A 12748-nucleotide genomic window follows, 5' to 3' on the forward strand; every position below is an offset into this window, starting at 1 on the left:
ATGCAGGAACTCAACGCTTTTCTCGAACCGGGAATGCTTGTCACGCATCCGGAAAAGCCCGATTGGGGGGTCGGACAAGTCCAGTCGAACGTGAATGGACGGGTCACGGTCAATTTCCGTGAAGAAGGCAAAGTCGTCATCGATGGTAGCCGGGTCGGCCTCATTCCTTTTTTCGAGAGAGGTTAATTTCCATTCGTTTATTATTGGTTAACGGTGCACAAGGGTTTGAGATCACGGGGCAATTTTCTGTCGGCTTTTGCACGGGATCTTCGGGTTGTTAATTAACGTGATAAGTTTCGAAACAAAGGTCAATGGCTTCGTGATGCAGCTAAGAGTTGAAAGATGGTAGCAACGTCGGTGCAACAGGACGCATTCACCGTGGCGCTTGCCCGGGACGACAGCGAAGTCCGCGAGGCGCAGCGCCTGCGTTACGCCGTTTTTGTCGAGGAATTGGGCGGCGACGGCCCGATGGTTGATCATGCGGCCAAGCTCGAACAGGACCGCTTTGATCCTTTTTTCGATCACCTTCTGGTGCGTGATCAGGGGCGGGTTGTCGGTGTCTATCGTCTCTTGCGCAGCGATCAGGCCGCATCGGCCGGAGGGTTCTACTCCGAAGACGAATACGATCTGACCCCGCTGCGCGCCTCCGGGCGCAAGCTGCTTGAACTGGGCCGGTCTTGTCTTCATCCGGACTATCGCGGCGGTCCGGCGATGTTTCACCTTTGGCAGGGGTTGGCGGACTACGTGCTGCGCCATGAGATCGAGGTGCTCTTCGGCGTGGCCAGTTTTCATGGCACGGACCCGCAGGCTTTGGCGCAGCCTCTGTCTTTGCTTCATCATCGCCATCTCGCCCCATCAGAACTGCGGGTTCGGGCGCGTGCGTTTCAAACCATGAACCTGATCGCCGAAGACCAGTTGGATCGCCGCGCAGCGATGCTGGACGTACCTGCGCTGATCAAGGCCTACCTGCGGCTGGGCGGTTGCGTGGGTGAGGGGGCGTTCATAGATCATGCCTTCAACACCACCGATATCTGCCTTGTGATGGATACCAAACGCATGAACGCCAAACAGCGCGGGCTCTATGTGAAGGAGCCGCAGACATGAGCACCTGGGAAGGCCCGCCAATGCCGCCCGCCCCGAAACTCGGGGTGCTGGGATGGCTGCTTGTCCTGCTGCGCGGCATCCCGATGGCTTTCGTCGTATTTGGCGGCCTGCTGCTTTTGTTGCTGGTCAGGCTGATAGAACGCCCGCTATTTGGAATGGATCGCCCGGTAACGCCCTGGATCACTCTTGCGGTGTGCCGGACGGCGCTTGCCATCATGGGGCTGAAGGTGCGCACAAACGGGCGCTTCATGCGCGAGCGCGGGGCGATTGTGGCCAACCATGCGTCGTGGCTCGACATCTTTGTTCTGAACAGCCGCAAGACGCTCTATTTCGTCTCCAAGGCCGAGGTGGCCGCATGGCCGGGGATCGGCTGGCTGGCGCGGGCCACGGGCACCGTTTTCATCAAACGGGACCGGCGCGAGGCGCGCAAACAGACCGAGGTTTTCGAAGAACGGCTGATGCATGGCCACAAGCTGTTGTTCTTCCCCGAAGGCACTTCCACCGATGGGCAGCGGGTTTTGTCTTTTAAAACAACCCTGTTCGCGGCGTTCTTCTCGGAGCGGCTGGAGCATGAGATGCACATGCAGGCGCTGAGCGTGCGCTACCACGCGCCGGAGGGGCAGCATGAGGCGTTTTATGGCTGGTGGGGCGACATGGATTTTGGCGGCTCACTGATCAAGATGCTGGGCGCGCGGCGGCATGGGACCGTGACGCTGACCTATCATCCGCCGGTGCGTGTCGATACGTTTCCCAACCGCAAAAGCCTCGCGGCGCATCTCGAAACGGATGTGCGGCGCGGGTTCGAACAGGACGGTTAAACCATCGCGGCGCGCAGGGATTGCAGCGCAGCAAGCGGGTCGTCCGTGGACCAGATCTCTTCTCCGATGGCGAAGAAATCCGTGATCGGGGCGAGGGCGCGCACGCGGTCTTCCGTCAGGCCGCCTTCGGCCACCACCGGCACTTCGATCATCTGCGACCACCAGCCGAACAGCTCTTCATCGGCCAACTCGCCGCTCCCCAGCGCGCCGGAGACCGGCCCGAAGGAGACATAATCCGCGCCCGATTCCCCGGCGTTCATGCCGTCATGGCGGGATTGGCGGCAATAGGCGCCCACGATGGCATCTGCACCCAGTTCCTTGCGCGCGGCGCGCACCGAACGCGCGCCATCGGTCAGGTGCACACCATCCAGTCCAAGCCGCTGCGAGAGCACCACGTGTGTATCGATGACCAAGGCCACGTCATGCCGGTGCGCCACTTCGCGCACCGCATCGGCGGCGCGCATCAGCGTGTCTTCGTCATGGGTGGCGAGGCTCAGGCGCAGGCAGGCGATCTCTTCGGCGTCCAAAATACCGGAGAGTTGCTCGGGATAGCTGCCGAGATCAAAGACAGGCGGCGTGACGAGATAAATCTGCGGTGCATCCTCTGTGCTCATCGGCCTGTCTCCTGTCTTTAGTCTTTGGCGTGGCCCCTCGTTTATCGCGCCCTTAACCCTTTGACCATGGGGTATTGCGCGGTTGGGTGTTGCCGAACGCGTGGAGGGTGCGTAGGGAGGCGCGCAAGCCAAGGAGAGACCCATGCCCACCGACACCCCCCAGCCGAGCTTTGTCCTCGTTCGCCCGCAGATGGGCGAAAACATCGGTGCGGCGTCGCGGGCGATGTGGAATTTTTCGCTCGACCGTATGCGGCTTGTCGCGCCGCGCGATGGCTGGCCCAATCCGAACGCCACGGCGATGGCGTCGGGGGCAGGGCGTTTGCTCGATGAGGCGCAGGTGTTTGATGACATCGCCGGCGCGGTTGGCGATTGTACCTATGTCTTCGCCACCACCGCGCGCCCGCGCGATCTGACCAAACCGGTTTACAGTCCCGAAGAGGCCATGCGCGAAGCGGCAAAACGCATCGGCGAGGGTCAGAAAGTGGCGGTCATGTTTGGCCCCGAACGGGCTGGCATGGAAAATGAGGACATCGCGCAGGCCAATGCGATCATCTCCGTGCCGGTCAACCCGCAGTTTGCTTCGCTGAACCTCGCGCAATGTGTGCTGCTCTGCGCCTACGAATGGCAGCGGGCGAGCAGTGAGGTAATACATCTGCATCAGGAACTGGCCGGGACGGACTGGGCCGAGGTGCAGGAGATCGACCATTTGTCAAAGCACTATGAAGACCGTCTTGACGAAGCCGGCTTCTTCTTTCCCGAGCACAAGGCGGGCAGCATGAAGCTGAACCTGCGCAACCTCTGGTCACGCCTGCCGCTGACCCGTGCGGATGTTCAGATGCTGCATGGCATCATGCGCCAGATGGTGCGGTGGAAATCCAACGCGGCCGTGGCCGCCAAATCGGCACCTGGCACAAAAAAACCGGACTGAACGCGGGCAGAGCGTGCAGTCCGGAAAAACTAGTCCGTCTGGGAGGAGGGCGGATTAGTAGTTGTTGCCGTGGCTATGACCGTGGCCGTAGGTCTTTTTCTTCGGCTTGTAGTGGGTCTGGCAGGCGTGGTTCTGAAGGTATTTCGCGGACACCCAGTAGTAGCCGTGTTTGGTCGAAATCTTGGCCCAGCCGTGGTTGTAGCCGACCACATGCACCTTGGCGCAGGAATGCAGTTTGCCAACCACGTGGTAGCTGGTGCCGGGGCCGGAGCGGGCGTTCAGCGTTACGCCATAGTCGACCCAATAGGGGGTTGCGGCGGCGGCGCTTGCAGAAAGGCCAAGGGCAAGAAGGGCGGCGGAGAAAAGGCGTGTCATTGTCTGAATTCCTTGTTGGGGGCGCCCTGTCCGGGCTTGGGTAATGCAGCCAATCTACGAAACATGACTCATCCGCATAAGTCTGGAATGCCTGACGGAGGTATTCCGGACTATGCCCGGCGCTGCGACACCCTGTCCGGGCGCTTGAAGAGCTTGGTTTGCGGCACTACTGTCCCCACGAATTCAAGCGTTTCGGGAAATCAGCGGAAAACGATGATTGCCAATGTCTTGTGAGCGCCAAGGGTGCGGCAGAGTATTGGCAATACAGGTGTTTTCACGAAGCGCCCTAGGAGGCAGGACATGGCGGAAAAACGCAAGCTGTTCGAGGAAGTCGGGGCCGAGCCCCCCAAAGAGCGCACAGCGCCCACAGGTGGCATGATCGACGCCGGTCGGCGCGGGGCACGTGGGGCGATCCGTGTGTGGCTGATGGTGCTCTTTGCCCTCGTGGTGGTGATGATCGGCGTAGGGGGATTGACCCGCCTGACAGACAGCGGGCTCTCGATCACCGAATGGCGTCCGGTGACGGGTGCCTTGCCGCCACTGGATGCGGCGGCCTGGGAAGCGGAGTTCGAGAAGTACCGCCAGATCCCGGAATACCAGTTGCAGAACAAGGGCATGAGCCTGGATGAGTTCAAGGTCATCTACTGGTGGGAATGGGGCCATCGCCAGCTTGGCCGGGTGATCGGCCTTGTCTGGGCCATCGGGTTCTTCGGCTTTCTCGCCGCGCGGCAGATCCCGCAGGGCTGGACGGGTCGGCTGTTTGGCCTTGGCGTTTTGGGCGGTCTGCAAGGGGCCGTGGGCTGGTGGATGGTCTCCTCCGGTCTCGGCGGAGAGATGCTCGATGTCGCGTCTTATCGTCTTGCCATCCATCTTGGCCTCGCCTTCGTGATCCTCGGGTTTATCGCGTGGTACGTCTATGCGCTTGGCCGCGATGAGCGGGACCTGATGCAGGCGCGGCGGGAGGCCGAACCCAAGCTGTTTTCCATGTCCACGGGCCTGTTGCACTTTGCTTTCCTGCAAATCCTGCTCGGTGCTCTGGTCGCTGGAATCGACGCCGGGCGTACCTTCAACGATTGGCCATTGATGGCGGGCAGTGTTTTCCCGCCCAATGCCTTTGACCTCGAACCGGCGTGGCGGAACTTCTTTGAGAATGCGGGTCTGGTGCAGTTCATGCACCGGATGGCCGGGTATCTGCTGTTCATTTTCGGCGTGGTGGTCTGGCTGCGCGGCCGGAAGTCTCCCAACGCGGACACGCGGTTCCGTTTCAATCTTGTCTTCGCGGTTATGTTCCTTCAGGTTGTGATTGGTATCGTTACGGTTGTGTACTTTGCGCCTACTGAAATCGCCCTGCTGCACCAGATTGGTGCGGTTATTCTCTGGGCCTTAATTTTGCGGGCGCGGTTTGCAGCGCGATATCCAAAGAGACAGTCCATTCGGGAAGGCAATTGAACATGCAGGCATTTGACGCGTTGATGGCGTACCAACGCGAGACCGAGGCCTTGAGCCAGGTTGCTGGGCGCCTTGGTTGGGATCAGGAAACCATGATGCCGCGCGGCGCGTCGGAACAACGCGGCGATGAAATGGCGGCCATGGAATCCGTGCTGCATGCCCGCCGGGAAGCGCCTCAGATCGGCGAATGGCTGTCGCAGATCGACGCGGATGGTCTGGACGACGTCGGCCGCGCTCAAATACGTCATATCCGCCGTGCGCATGAGCGCGCCACCAAGGTGCCTGCACGACTGGCGTCGGAGCTTGCCCGCATCATCAGCCGTGCCCATGTGATCTGGGCCGAGGCGCGGGCGGACGATGACTTTGCCGGGTTTGCCCCGATCCTGTCCGAGGTTATTGACCTGCGGCGGGAAGAGGCGGCGGCCTTGGCCGGGGACGGCGATGTCTATGACGCCCTGCTTGACGATTATGAACCGGGGGCCAAGGCCAGCGATCTGGACGCCATGTTTGGCGCGTTGCGCCCGCGTCTTGTGGCCCTGCGCGAGGCGGTGCTGGCCAAACCTGCGCCGCAAGGAGTGACCGGAACGTTTGACGAGCAAGGGCAGATGAAGCTGACCCGCCTGATCGCGCGCAGCTTTGGCTATGACTTCAAACGGGGCCGCGTGGACAAGGCGGTGCATCCGTTCAGCTCTGGCAGCGGCGATGATGTGCGCATCACCACGCGGACCAATGCGCTGGACCCGTTTGGCTGCATCTACTCGACAATCCACGAGGTTGGTCACGCCAGTTATGAGCAGAACATTCACCGCGACTTCCGCCTGACCCCTTTGGGCAAGGGCGTGTCGATGGGCGTGCACGAAAGCCAGAGCCGAATCTTCGAGAACCAGCTTGGCCGCAGCCGCGCCTATACCGGCTGGCTCTTTGCGCGGATGAAGGACACGTTCGGCGATTTCGGAATCGCGGACGAAGAGGCCTTCTATGCCGCCGTGAATACGGTGAAAAACGGCTATATCCGGACCGAGGCGGACGAGGTGCAGTACAATCTACACGTCCTTTTGCGGTTCGATCTGGAGCGTGCGCTGATCAAGGGGGATCTGGCCGTCGGCGATCTTGAAGCGGCGTGGAACGATCGTTTCGAAGCGGATTTCGGGTTTGCGGTAGACAAACCGTCGGACGGTGTCTTGCAAGACGTGCATTGGTCCGCCGGGCTCTTTGGATACTTCCCGACGTATTCTTTGGGAAATGTCTACGCGGGCTGTCTGCACAAGGCACTGTGCAACGCGGTGCCGGATCTGGATGCGCGCCTGGCCGAAGGCGACACCAGCGCTGCCATTGCCTGGCTTCGCGATAGCGTCCAGACGCACGGTGGTCTCTATGAGCCACGTGACGTGATTGCCCGCGCCTGCGGTGGCGATGAGCCGAGTGAAGGGCCTTTGCTGGATTACCTCGAAGAGAAATTCGGTGTGCTCTACGGCGTATGAGGTGAGCGTGTGTGGGTGGCCCTTGTGGTCATTGCACGCGCCCCGTCCCGGACTTGATCCGGGACGTCATGGTCATCGCACAAGCCGCGTCATGTCAGAGACATGCTTCCAGAATGATAGGCGCGGCGGCCTGCGGCCTTGATTCCGCGCCCGGGGTGAGTGGAATACCCGACCAAGATCAAAACCACCCACCCAGCAAAAAGCCCCGGCTCATCACCGGGGCTTTTCTCGATCAAAACCAGATCACGCTCAGGCCCGGCGACGACGCCCGCCGCCACGGCGTCCGCCCGCGCTGCCTGCGGCTTCGCCCGGCGGTTTGTTGAACCGGATCCACTCGCCGCCCGAGACGTCGTTGTCGGTCAGGAAGTTGGCCGCGCGGATCGCTTCCATTTCTTTGCCCGGACGCGCCTTGGTGGAGCCAAGGCCGAACATCTGGACAAAGGCCTCGTCATCCATGCCCTCGGGCAGGATGATCCCGGCGGCTTCCACCTGCGCTTTTTTCTCTGCAATCTTCTTCGGACCAACCGGCAGCGCCACCGGGTTCATGATCGCTGAGGTCATGCCCGCACCCATGGCCATCGGCAGGAAGGCGTTGTTGATGCCGTGGCGGTTCGGCAGGCCAAAGGAAATGTTCGACGCGCCGCAGGTGGTGTTCACGCCAAGCTCTTCGCGCAAACGGCGCACGAGGGTGAACACCTGAAGCCCTGCCGTCGCCATGGCACCAATCGGCATGACCAGCGGGTCAACCACGATGTCATGCGCCGGAATGCCGAAATCGGCGGCGCGCTCGACGATCTTCTTGGCCACGGCAAAGCGCACTTCGGGGTCTTCGGAAATGCCCGTGTCGTCGTTGGAAATCGCCACAACCGGGACGTTGTACTTGGCAACCAGCGGCAGCACCATTTCAAGCCGCTCTTCTTCGCCGGTGACGGAGTTCAGCAGCGGGCGGCCTTTGGCGGCGGCCAGACCGTTTTCCAACGCGCCCGGCACGGAGCTGTCGATGCACAGCGGGCAGTCGGTCACGGCCTGCACCTTTTCCACCAGTTCCTTCATCAGCATCGGCTCGACGAAGTTATTGTCCGCATAACGCGGATCCTCGGCCATCTTGTTGGAGAAAACCGCACCGGAGTTGATATCGAGCACCGTTGCGCCCGCCGCGACCTGCGCCAGCGCATCGGATTCCACGCGGGAGAAATCGCCGCGCTCCAGCTCTTCGTTCAGGATCTTGCGGCCCGTTGGGTTGATGCGTTCGCCGATTACGCAGAACGGCTCGTCAAAGCCGATGATGGCGGTTTTTGTCGCCGATTCGATAACGGTACGGGTCATGAGCGGGCCTTCCTGGGCAAGGGTGTTTTTCCGTTGATGCCGCTTTTTGACCCGGCAGGTCCGGCGAAAAACGACGCCGGGAGGATCGAAAAAGACCGATGCGCGGACAAGGGGGCAATTGGACCGTTTGTCGATGTGCTTGGAGGATGCATAGGCCCGTGTTAGCGTTTTGGTGTCGGGGCAAAGCCGGACTGAACCGGCCCCCGGAATTGGAGGGATTACCTAATGTTTCATCGACTGATTTTGGCGACGGCCGGTTTGGCTCTTTTGACTGCTTGCGACGACACGATGATGTCGGGCGGTGGTGGTGCCAGTGCAGAAGCACCGGCAACGGCGGTCACACCGCTTATTGGCAAGACCCTCCTGTCGGACAACGCGACCGTGACGTTCATTTTCAATGACGACGGCACCGTTGGCGGCATGTTCCGGGGCGAAGCGATTGTCGGTAATTACTCCGCCGATGCGACAGAAGTATGCAGCACCTATGAAGCGCCCGAACAACTGACCGGCAAGGAGTTCTGCAGCACACCCGCGATCAATGGCTCCAGGGTCGTGTTCAACCGCCGCGATGGAACCACGTCGTCTTATACCATCCAGAACTGATCTGTGAGGGCAGGGCGCGCGCCGGTTGGGTGCGCGCTCACGTCTTCCATCGGCCCAGAACGTCTTCGAGCGCGGGATCGTCGAAGTCGGCCAGCGTCACCTCTGCTCCGGCAGCCCGCAAATGGGTGTCATCGCCGGAGGAGCGTATCCCGACGGTGTAAGCGCCTGAGGCCCGCGCCGCCCTGAGGCCGGAGGGGCTGTCTTCGAATGCAATGCAGTGCTCCGGGGACACGCCAAATGTCCGCATGGCCGCAAGGTACGGCTCCGGGTCCGGTTTGGCGCGGCTGCATTCATCACCGATGACCAAAAGCTCGAAAGAGTCCCTCAACCCGATGGCATTGAGCATGTACTCGGCGTTGATGCGCGGTGCATTGGTCACAACCGCCAGCCGCCAGCCCTCGGACTTGGCCCGATCAAGCAACGCACGCGCCCCCGGCATCGCGGGCTGACCGCCGATCAGCCGTTCCCGGAACCTTGTTTCCTTCATGTCGGAGAGCGCTTGCGCGTCCTCGCCGGGAAACAGCAGCGGGAAGCTGTCGAGGTTCTGCGTGCCGTGAATGCGCTCCATGTAGAACGCTTCATCAATCGTCTGCCCACGCTCTTCGAACATCTCCGCGAAGATGGCGAAATGCAGCGGGTCGGAATGTAGCAGGGTGCCGTCGAGATCAAAGAGAAGGGCATGTGTCATGCCCTTCCTCTATCACCCGGCCTGGGCCGCGGGAACCGCAGAAGCGCCGCCGTTTTCAATCGCCCATTTGGCATTGGTCTTGATCCCGCCAAGCGGGAAGAAATGCACGTGGGAGATATTGAAATCCGGGTTGGCGGCCTTGTGTGCGGCAAGCTTGGAGAGCACATCTGTCGGCTCGTAAGGCATCAGCAGCTTGGACACATCCATGGCGCGCTTTTGCAGAACCTTGAGCGAGGGGCCAACACCGCAGGCGATGGCGAACTTGATCAGCGTCTGCAGCTTGGCCGGGCCTGCGATGCCGATGTGCACCGGGATCGTGATGCCTTCATCGCGCAGCCGGTCTGCCCATGCGATGATCGGATCGGCGTCAAAGGCAAACTGCGTGGCCAGCGCCATCTTGGCATCGGTGCGGGTCTGGAAGTCCTGCTTCCAGCGCAGCGCGGCCATCACCTCGGCGTCGCCGCCTTTGGGGTCAATGTCCTTGTTGCCTTCGGGGTGGCCCGCCACATGCAGCCGCTCAAAGCCTGCCTCATCAAACAGGCCGGTTTCCATGAGCTGCATGGAGCTGTGGAAATCACCATGAGGCTTGTCCACACCGCCCGCGAGCAGCAGCGCCTGCTTGACGTTTGCTTCCCCCTGATACCGGGCAATCCAGTCGGCCAGCGTGGCCTTGTCCTTGATGATGCGTGCGGGAAAGTGCGGCATGACCTTGTAACCGTCGGCGTTCAGACGCTTGGCGGTGGCGACCATGTCCTCGATCGGCGTGCCTTCGATATGCGCGATGTAGACGCGGGTGCCTTCCGGCAGCAGCGCGCGGAAATCGTCGACCTTTTCGGCGGTGCGCGGCATGACTTCGATGGAGTAATCCTTCAGGAAAGCTTCCATGTCGCCATTGGCAGCGGCTGGGGCGTGCTCATCACGCTTGCGGAAATTCAACAGGGCCATGAGCGCCTCCTTTATCGTCATGTGCGGGCCTCAGGCCCAACCGTCGTTTGCAATGAGCGCCTTGATGCGCTCAGGATCATATTCCGTGTCGAGCCGTGCGGCTGCGGCGTCTGCGGCGGCTTGCCCGTCCCCTTCGATCTGGCCAGAGGGCACCTTGCGCCACTCCGCGAGATAAGCATCCGTGTCCGACGCGCCAACCTTCATCGCGGCGCGGTCAATGGCCTGCTCGAAGCGTTCGGGCAGAATTGCCTTTGCGCCTCTGCGGCCTTTGCCGACGATCACCTGAGCCGGGATGTCGCGCCAGTAAACGATTGTCAGATCAGCCATGATCGGTGATTCCCCGCGTGTTCCTGTATCAGTCTTAGCGGCCCCATCCGGCGCGGCGCGGTCGGTTTTCGACCCGTGCCGTTCTGATACCGACAAGGCGCTTTGCCGGCAGGTCAATGTCCTGCTCTTTTATCCTTAACCAATCTTTGCCAGAAACGGTGAAAAAGGACCGCCCGTGATCGTGATCGACGCCCACAAGCTGGCTTATGCCGCATTGCCGAAGGCAGCTTGCTCCTCTGTCAAAAAGGCGCTTGCCGCTGTGGATCCCGAAGCCTCGCTGAGCGCGGAGGAGGCGCGCGATGTGCACAGCTATCATCTGCTCTATCCGACAGCGCGGTTTCACCCCAGACGCACGGCAGGGCTCGAAGACCATTTTCGCTTTGCGGTGGTGCGCGATCCGCTGGCGCGGCTGCTGTCGGTCTGGACAAACCGGGTGTTGGAATTTGGCGATCTGCGCAACGCCTGGTCCTTGCAAAGCGGCCGCGCCGATCTGCCAATGGAGCCGGATGTGGACTTCTTTTTCCAAAACCTCGATGGCTATGCGCAGGCGGTTTCGTCGATCAAGCACCACGTCCTACCCGCCCGGCTTTTCCTCGGGGATGACCTCGATTTTTATAGCCAGGTATACCGGACAAGTGAGCTGAGCGGGCTGGCGCAGGACCTGTCAGACTGGACCCGGCAGGGTGTGTCGATTCCGCGTTCCAACCGCAGTGCGACGCGGCTTGAAGCGGCGGATCTGGCCGGTGAAACGCTGGCCGCGATCAGGCCGCGGCTTGATGCAGAATATGATTACCTTTCAAGGTTTTACGAAAATCCTTTCGGGTGATCCCGTCATCGCGCTTGCGCGAGTCAATTGGCGCGCCTATCCTAAAGGCAAGTTGATATCGGAAAAGGCGCGAAACCATGGCGCCAAAGCGTCCCAAGGGTGCGGGCGCTTTCCCGAAACCGGTCGAGAGCAACGCGCCTGACAGGCCCGATCCCAATGCGCTGTACGCGGCGCTGGATCTGGGCACAAATAGTTGTCGCATGCTGATTGCCCAACCCAAGGGCAGCCAGTTCCATGTGATCGACAGCTTTTCGAAGTCCGTCCAGCTTGGGCACGGGCTTGAAAAGTACGGGCGGCTCAGTCGCTCGTCCATGGCGCGCACCATATCCGCATTGCGTGTCTGCCAACAGAAAATTGATCGCCACAAGGTCCGCAACATGCGGCTTGTGGCGACGGAAGCCTGCCGCCGTGCGCGCAATGCTGGCGAGTTTATCCGGCAAGTGAAGCGCGAGACGGGTCTGCGGCTGGAGATCATCCAGCCCGAAGAAGAGGCGCGGCTGGCGGTGATTTCCTGCGCGCCGCTGGTTTCGACCAAGACCGAGCAGCTTCTGGTGGTGGATATTGGTGGTGGCTCGACAGAGCTTGTCTGGATCGACATCAGCAAGGTGGATCCGCGTGATCGTCCGCGCGCGATCATGCGCCTTCACGCCGGGTTTCATGCCCCCCACGCCAGCCCGTTTCCCGCCGCAAGGGTGGTGGACTGGATCAGCGTGCCGCTCGGCGTGGCCACGCTGCGCGATCAATTCAACGATGTTGACGATGACGCGGCGCGCTATGCGCTGATGAGCTGGTTTTTCGAAGAGAATCTCGCCGAGTTCGCCCCGTACAAGGACGAACAGCAACGTGAAGGGTTCCAGATTGTCGGCACCTCCGGCACGGTGACCACCGTGGCCGCCTCGCACTTGGGCTTGCGCCGCTATGACCGCACCAAGGTGGACGGGCTGCGCATGTCTTCGGATCAGATCGAAGCGGTTATCCAGGGGTATCTGACCATGGGGCCGGGCGGGCGGCGCCGCGATCCACGGATCGGCCCGGATCGACATGCGCTGATCATGAGCGGCAGCGCGATTTTGCAGGCGCTTTTGCGGCTCTGGCCAACGGACCGGCTCTCGGTGGCGGATCGGGGACTGCGTGAAGGTCTGCTCTATGCGCAGATGTCTGCGGATGGTGTTCTGGAAGACGGGCCGTTATAGAGCGGTAACGGCGCGGAATTTTCGGGGAAATTCCGGTTTGGGGGCACAGCCCCCGTCCTGCGGACTCCCCC

The 12748-nt window shown here is 61.3% G+C and carries 15 protein-coding genes; 9 read left to right on the top strand and 6 right to left on the bottom strand.

The features are described 5' to 3' along the window. The 3 genes from E4662_RS15440 (at position 1) to olsA (ending at position 1922) form a co-directional block, all read left to right on the top strand. Positions 1–186: a DUF3553 domain-containing protein gene (locus E4662_RS15440; protein ID WP_136442481.1), complete on the top strand. Its 186-nt coding sequence runs from the start codon at positions 1–3 to the stop codon at positions 184–186. A 156-nt stretch (positions 187–342) separates the two neighbouring features. Then, entirely contained in the window at positions 343–1104 is a 762-nt protein-coding gene (gene olsB, locus E4662_RS15445) for an L-ornithine N(alpha)-acyltransferase (RefSeq protein WP_136442482.1), read from the top strand. Then, complete coding sequence (gene olsA, locus E4662_RS15450) at positions 1101–1922, top strand: lyso-ornithine lipid O-acyltransferase (RefSeq protein WP_136442483.1); 822 nt, start codon at positions 1101–1103, stop codon at positions 1920–1922. The genes olsB and olsA overlap by 4 nt, the downstream gene beginning before the upstream one ends. Here olsA and E4662_RS15455 read toward each other — a convergent pair. Beyond that, a complete protein-coding gene (locus E4662_RS15455; RefSeq protein ID WP_136442484.1) occupies positions 1919–2536 on the bottom strand; it encodes a thiamine phosphate synthase in 618 nt (205 codons plus the stop codon). The two genes, olsA and E4662_RS15455, sit on opposite strands and share 4 nt — an antisense overlap. 142 nt (positions 2537–2678) lie before the next feature. Between E4662_RS15455 and E4662_RS15460 the strand changes: the two genes are divergently transcribed. Further along, the gene (locus E4662_RS15460) at positions 2679–3464 is read left to right on the top strand and encodes an RNA methyltransferase (RefSeq protein ID WP_136442485.1); all 786 of its coding nucleotides are present in this window, start codon (positions 2679–2681) and stop codon (positions 3462–3464) included. Positions 3465–3518: 54 nt separating this feature from the next. Here the strand turns inward: E4662_RS15460 and E4662_RS15465 are convergent, their stop codons facing one another. Continuing rightward, entirely contained in the window at positions 3519–3839 is a 321-nt protein-coding gene (locus E4662_RS15465) for an SH3 domain-containing protein (RefSeq protein ID WP_136442486.1), read from the bottom strand. A 300-nt stretch (positions 3840–4139) separates the two neighbouring features. Here E4662_RS15465 and ctaA point away from each other — a divergent pair, with 300 nt between their 5' ends. Both ctaA and E4662_RS15475 read left to right on the top strand, forming a co-directional pair. Continuing rightward, positions 4140–5288: a heme A synthase gene (gene ctaA, locus E4662_RS15470; protein WP_136442487.1), complete on the top strand. Its 1149-nt coding sequence runs from the start codon at positions 4140–4142 to the stop codon at positions 5286–5288. Between the two features lie 2 nt (positions 5289–5290). Further along, positions 5291–6769: a carboxypeptidase M32 gene (locus tag E4662_RS15475; protein ID WP_136442488.1), complete on the top strand. Its 1479-nt coding sequence runs from the start codon at positions 5291–5293 to the stop codon at positions 6767–6769. Positions 6770–7018: 249 nt separating this feature from the next. Here the strand turns inward: E4662_RS15475 and E4662_RS15480 are convergent, their stop codons facing one another. After that, a complete protein-coding gene (locus tag E4662_RS15480; protein ID WP_136442489.1) occupies positions 7019–8095 on the bottom strand; it encodes a methyltetrahydrofolate cobalamin methyltransferase in 1077 nt (358 codons plus the stop codon). A gap of 225 nt (positions 8096–8320) precedes the next feature. Between E4662_RS15480 and E4662_RS15485 the strand changes: the two genes are divergently transcribed. Beyond that, positions 8321–8698, top strand: coding sequence for a hypothetical protein (locus tag E4662_RS15485; RefSeq protein ID WP_168797997.1), 378 nt, complete (start codon positions 8321–8323; stop codon positions 8696–8698). A gap of 37 nt (positions 8699–8735) precedes the next feature. On the opposite strand, the gene E4662_RS15490 is transcribed toward E4662_RS15485, so the two are convergent. The 3 genes from E4662_RS15490 to E4662_RS15500 are packed head-to-tail and all read right to left on the bottom strand — an operon-like array spanning position 8736 to position 10658. Beyond that, the gene (locus E4662_RS15490; protein ID WP_136442491.1) at positions 8736–9386 is read right to left on the bottom strand and encodes an HAD family hydrolase; all 651 of its coding nucleotides are present in this window, start codon (positions 9384–9386) and stop codon (positions 8736–8738) included. A gap of 12 nt (positions 9387–9398) precedes the next feature. Continuing rightward, on the bottom strand, positions 9399–10331 hold the full coding sequence (locus E4662_RS15495) for a methylenetetrahydrofolate reductase (RefSeq protein ID WP_136442492.1): 933 nt from the start codon (positions 10329–10331) through the stop codon (positions 9399–9401). A gap of 30 nt (positions 10332–10361) precedes the next feature. Beyond that, positions 10362–10658: a virulence factor gene (locus tag E4662_RS15500; RefSeq protein ID WP_136442493.1), complete on the bottom strand. Its 297-nt coding sequence runs from the start codon at positions 10656–10658 to the stop codon at positions 10362–10364. Between the two features lie 175 nt (positions 10659–10833). On the opposite strand from E4662_RS15500, the gene E4662_RS15505 reads away from it, so the two are divergent. Continuing rightward, positions 10834–11484, top strand: a complete 651-nt coding sequence (locus E4662_RS15505) for a sulfotransferase family 2 domain-containing protein (protein ID WP_136442494.1) — start codon at positions 10834–10836, stop codon at positions 11482–11484. 77 nt (positions 11485–11561) lie between these two features. Then, the gene (locus tag E4662_RS15510; protein WP_136442495.1) at positions 11562–12677 is read left to right on the top strand and encodes a Ppx/GppA phosphatase family protein; all 1116 of its coding nucleotides are present in this window, start codon (positions 11562–11564) and stop codon (positions 12675–12677) included. The last annotated feature ends 71 nt before the right edge of the window (positions 12678–12748 follow it).

It is taken from the genome of Pacificoceanicola onchidii, assembly GCF_004804335.1.
GTDB lineage: Bacteria > Pseudomonadota > Alphaproteobacteria > Rhodobacterales > Rhodobacteraceae > Pacificoceanicola > Pacificoceanicola onchidii.

What these genes read in the sequence shown, in the direction of transcription:
- E4662_RS15440 (WP_136442481.1), top strand. Translation starts at nt 1, where the DNA reads ATGCAGGAACTCAACGCTTTTCTCGAACCGGGAATGCTTGTCACGCAT.
- E4662_RS15490 (WP_136442491.1), bottom strand. Translation starts at nt 9,386, where the DNA reads ATGACACATGCCCTTCTCTTTGATCTCGACGGCACCCTGCTACATTCC.
- E4662_RS15500 (WP_136442493.1), bottom strand. Translation starts at nt 10,658, where the DNA reads ATGGCTGATCTGACAATCGTTTACTGGCGCGACATCCCGGCTCAGGTG.
- E4662_RS15480 (WP_136442489.1), bottom strand. Translation starts at nt 8,095, where the DNA reads ATGACCCGTACCGTTATCGAATCGGCGACAAAAACCGCCATCATCGGC.
- olsA (WP_136442483.1), top strand. Translation starts at nt 1,101, where the DNA reads ATGAGCACCTGGGAAGGCCCGCCAATGCCGCCCGCCCCGAAACTCGGG.
- E4662_RS15495 (WP_136442492.1), bottom strand. Translation starts at nt 10,331, where the DNA reads ATGGCCCTGTTGAATTTCCGCAAGCGTGATGAGCACGCCCCAGCCGCT.
- E4662_RS15475 (WP_136442488.1), top strand. Translation starts at nt 5,291, where the DNA reads ATGCAGGCATTTGACGCGTTGATGGCGTACCAACGCGAGACCGAGGCC.
- olsB (WP_136442482.1), top strand. Translation starts at nt 343, where the DNA reads ATGGTAGCAACGTCGGTGCAACAGGACGCATTCACCGTGGCGCTTGCC.
- E4662_RS15465 (WP_136442486.1), bottom strand. Translation starts at nt 3,839, where the DNA reads ATGACACGCCTTTTCTCCGCCGCCCTTCTTGCCCTTGGCCTTTCTGCA.
- E4662_RS15460 (WP_136442485.1), top strand. Translation starts at nt 2,679, where the DNA reads ATGCCCACCGACACCCCCCAGCCGAGCTTTGTCCTCGTTCGCCCGCAG.
- ctaA (WP_136442487.1), top strand. Translation starts at nt 4,140, where the DNA reads ATGGCGGAAAAACGCAAGCTGTTCGAGGAAGTCGGGGCCGAGCCCCCC.
- E4662_RS15510 (WP_136442495.1), top strand. Translation starts at nt 11,562, where the DNA reads ATGGCGCCAAAGCGTCCCAAGGGTGCGGGCGCTTTCCCGAAACCGGTC.
- E4662_RS15485 (WP_168797997.1), top strand. Translation starts at nt 8,321, where the DNA reads ATGTTTCATCGACTGATTTTGGCGACGGCCGGTTTGGCTCTTTTGACT.
- E4662_RS15455 (WP_136442484.1), bottom strand. Translation starts at nt 2,536, where the DNA reads ATGAGCACAGAGGATGCACCGCAGATTTATCTCGTCACGCCGCCTGTC.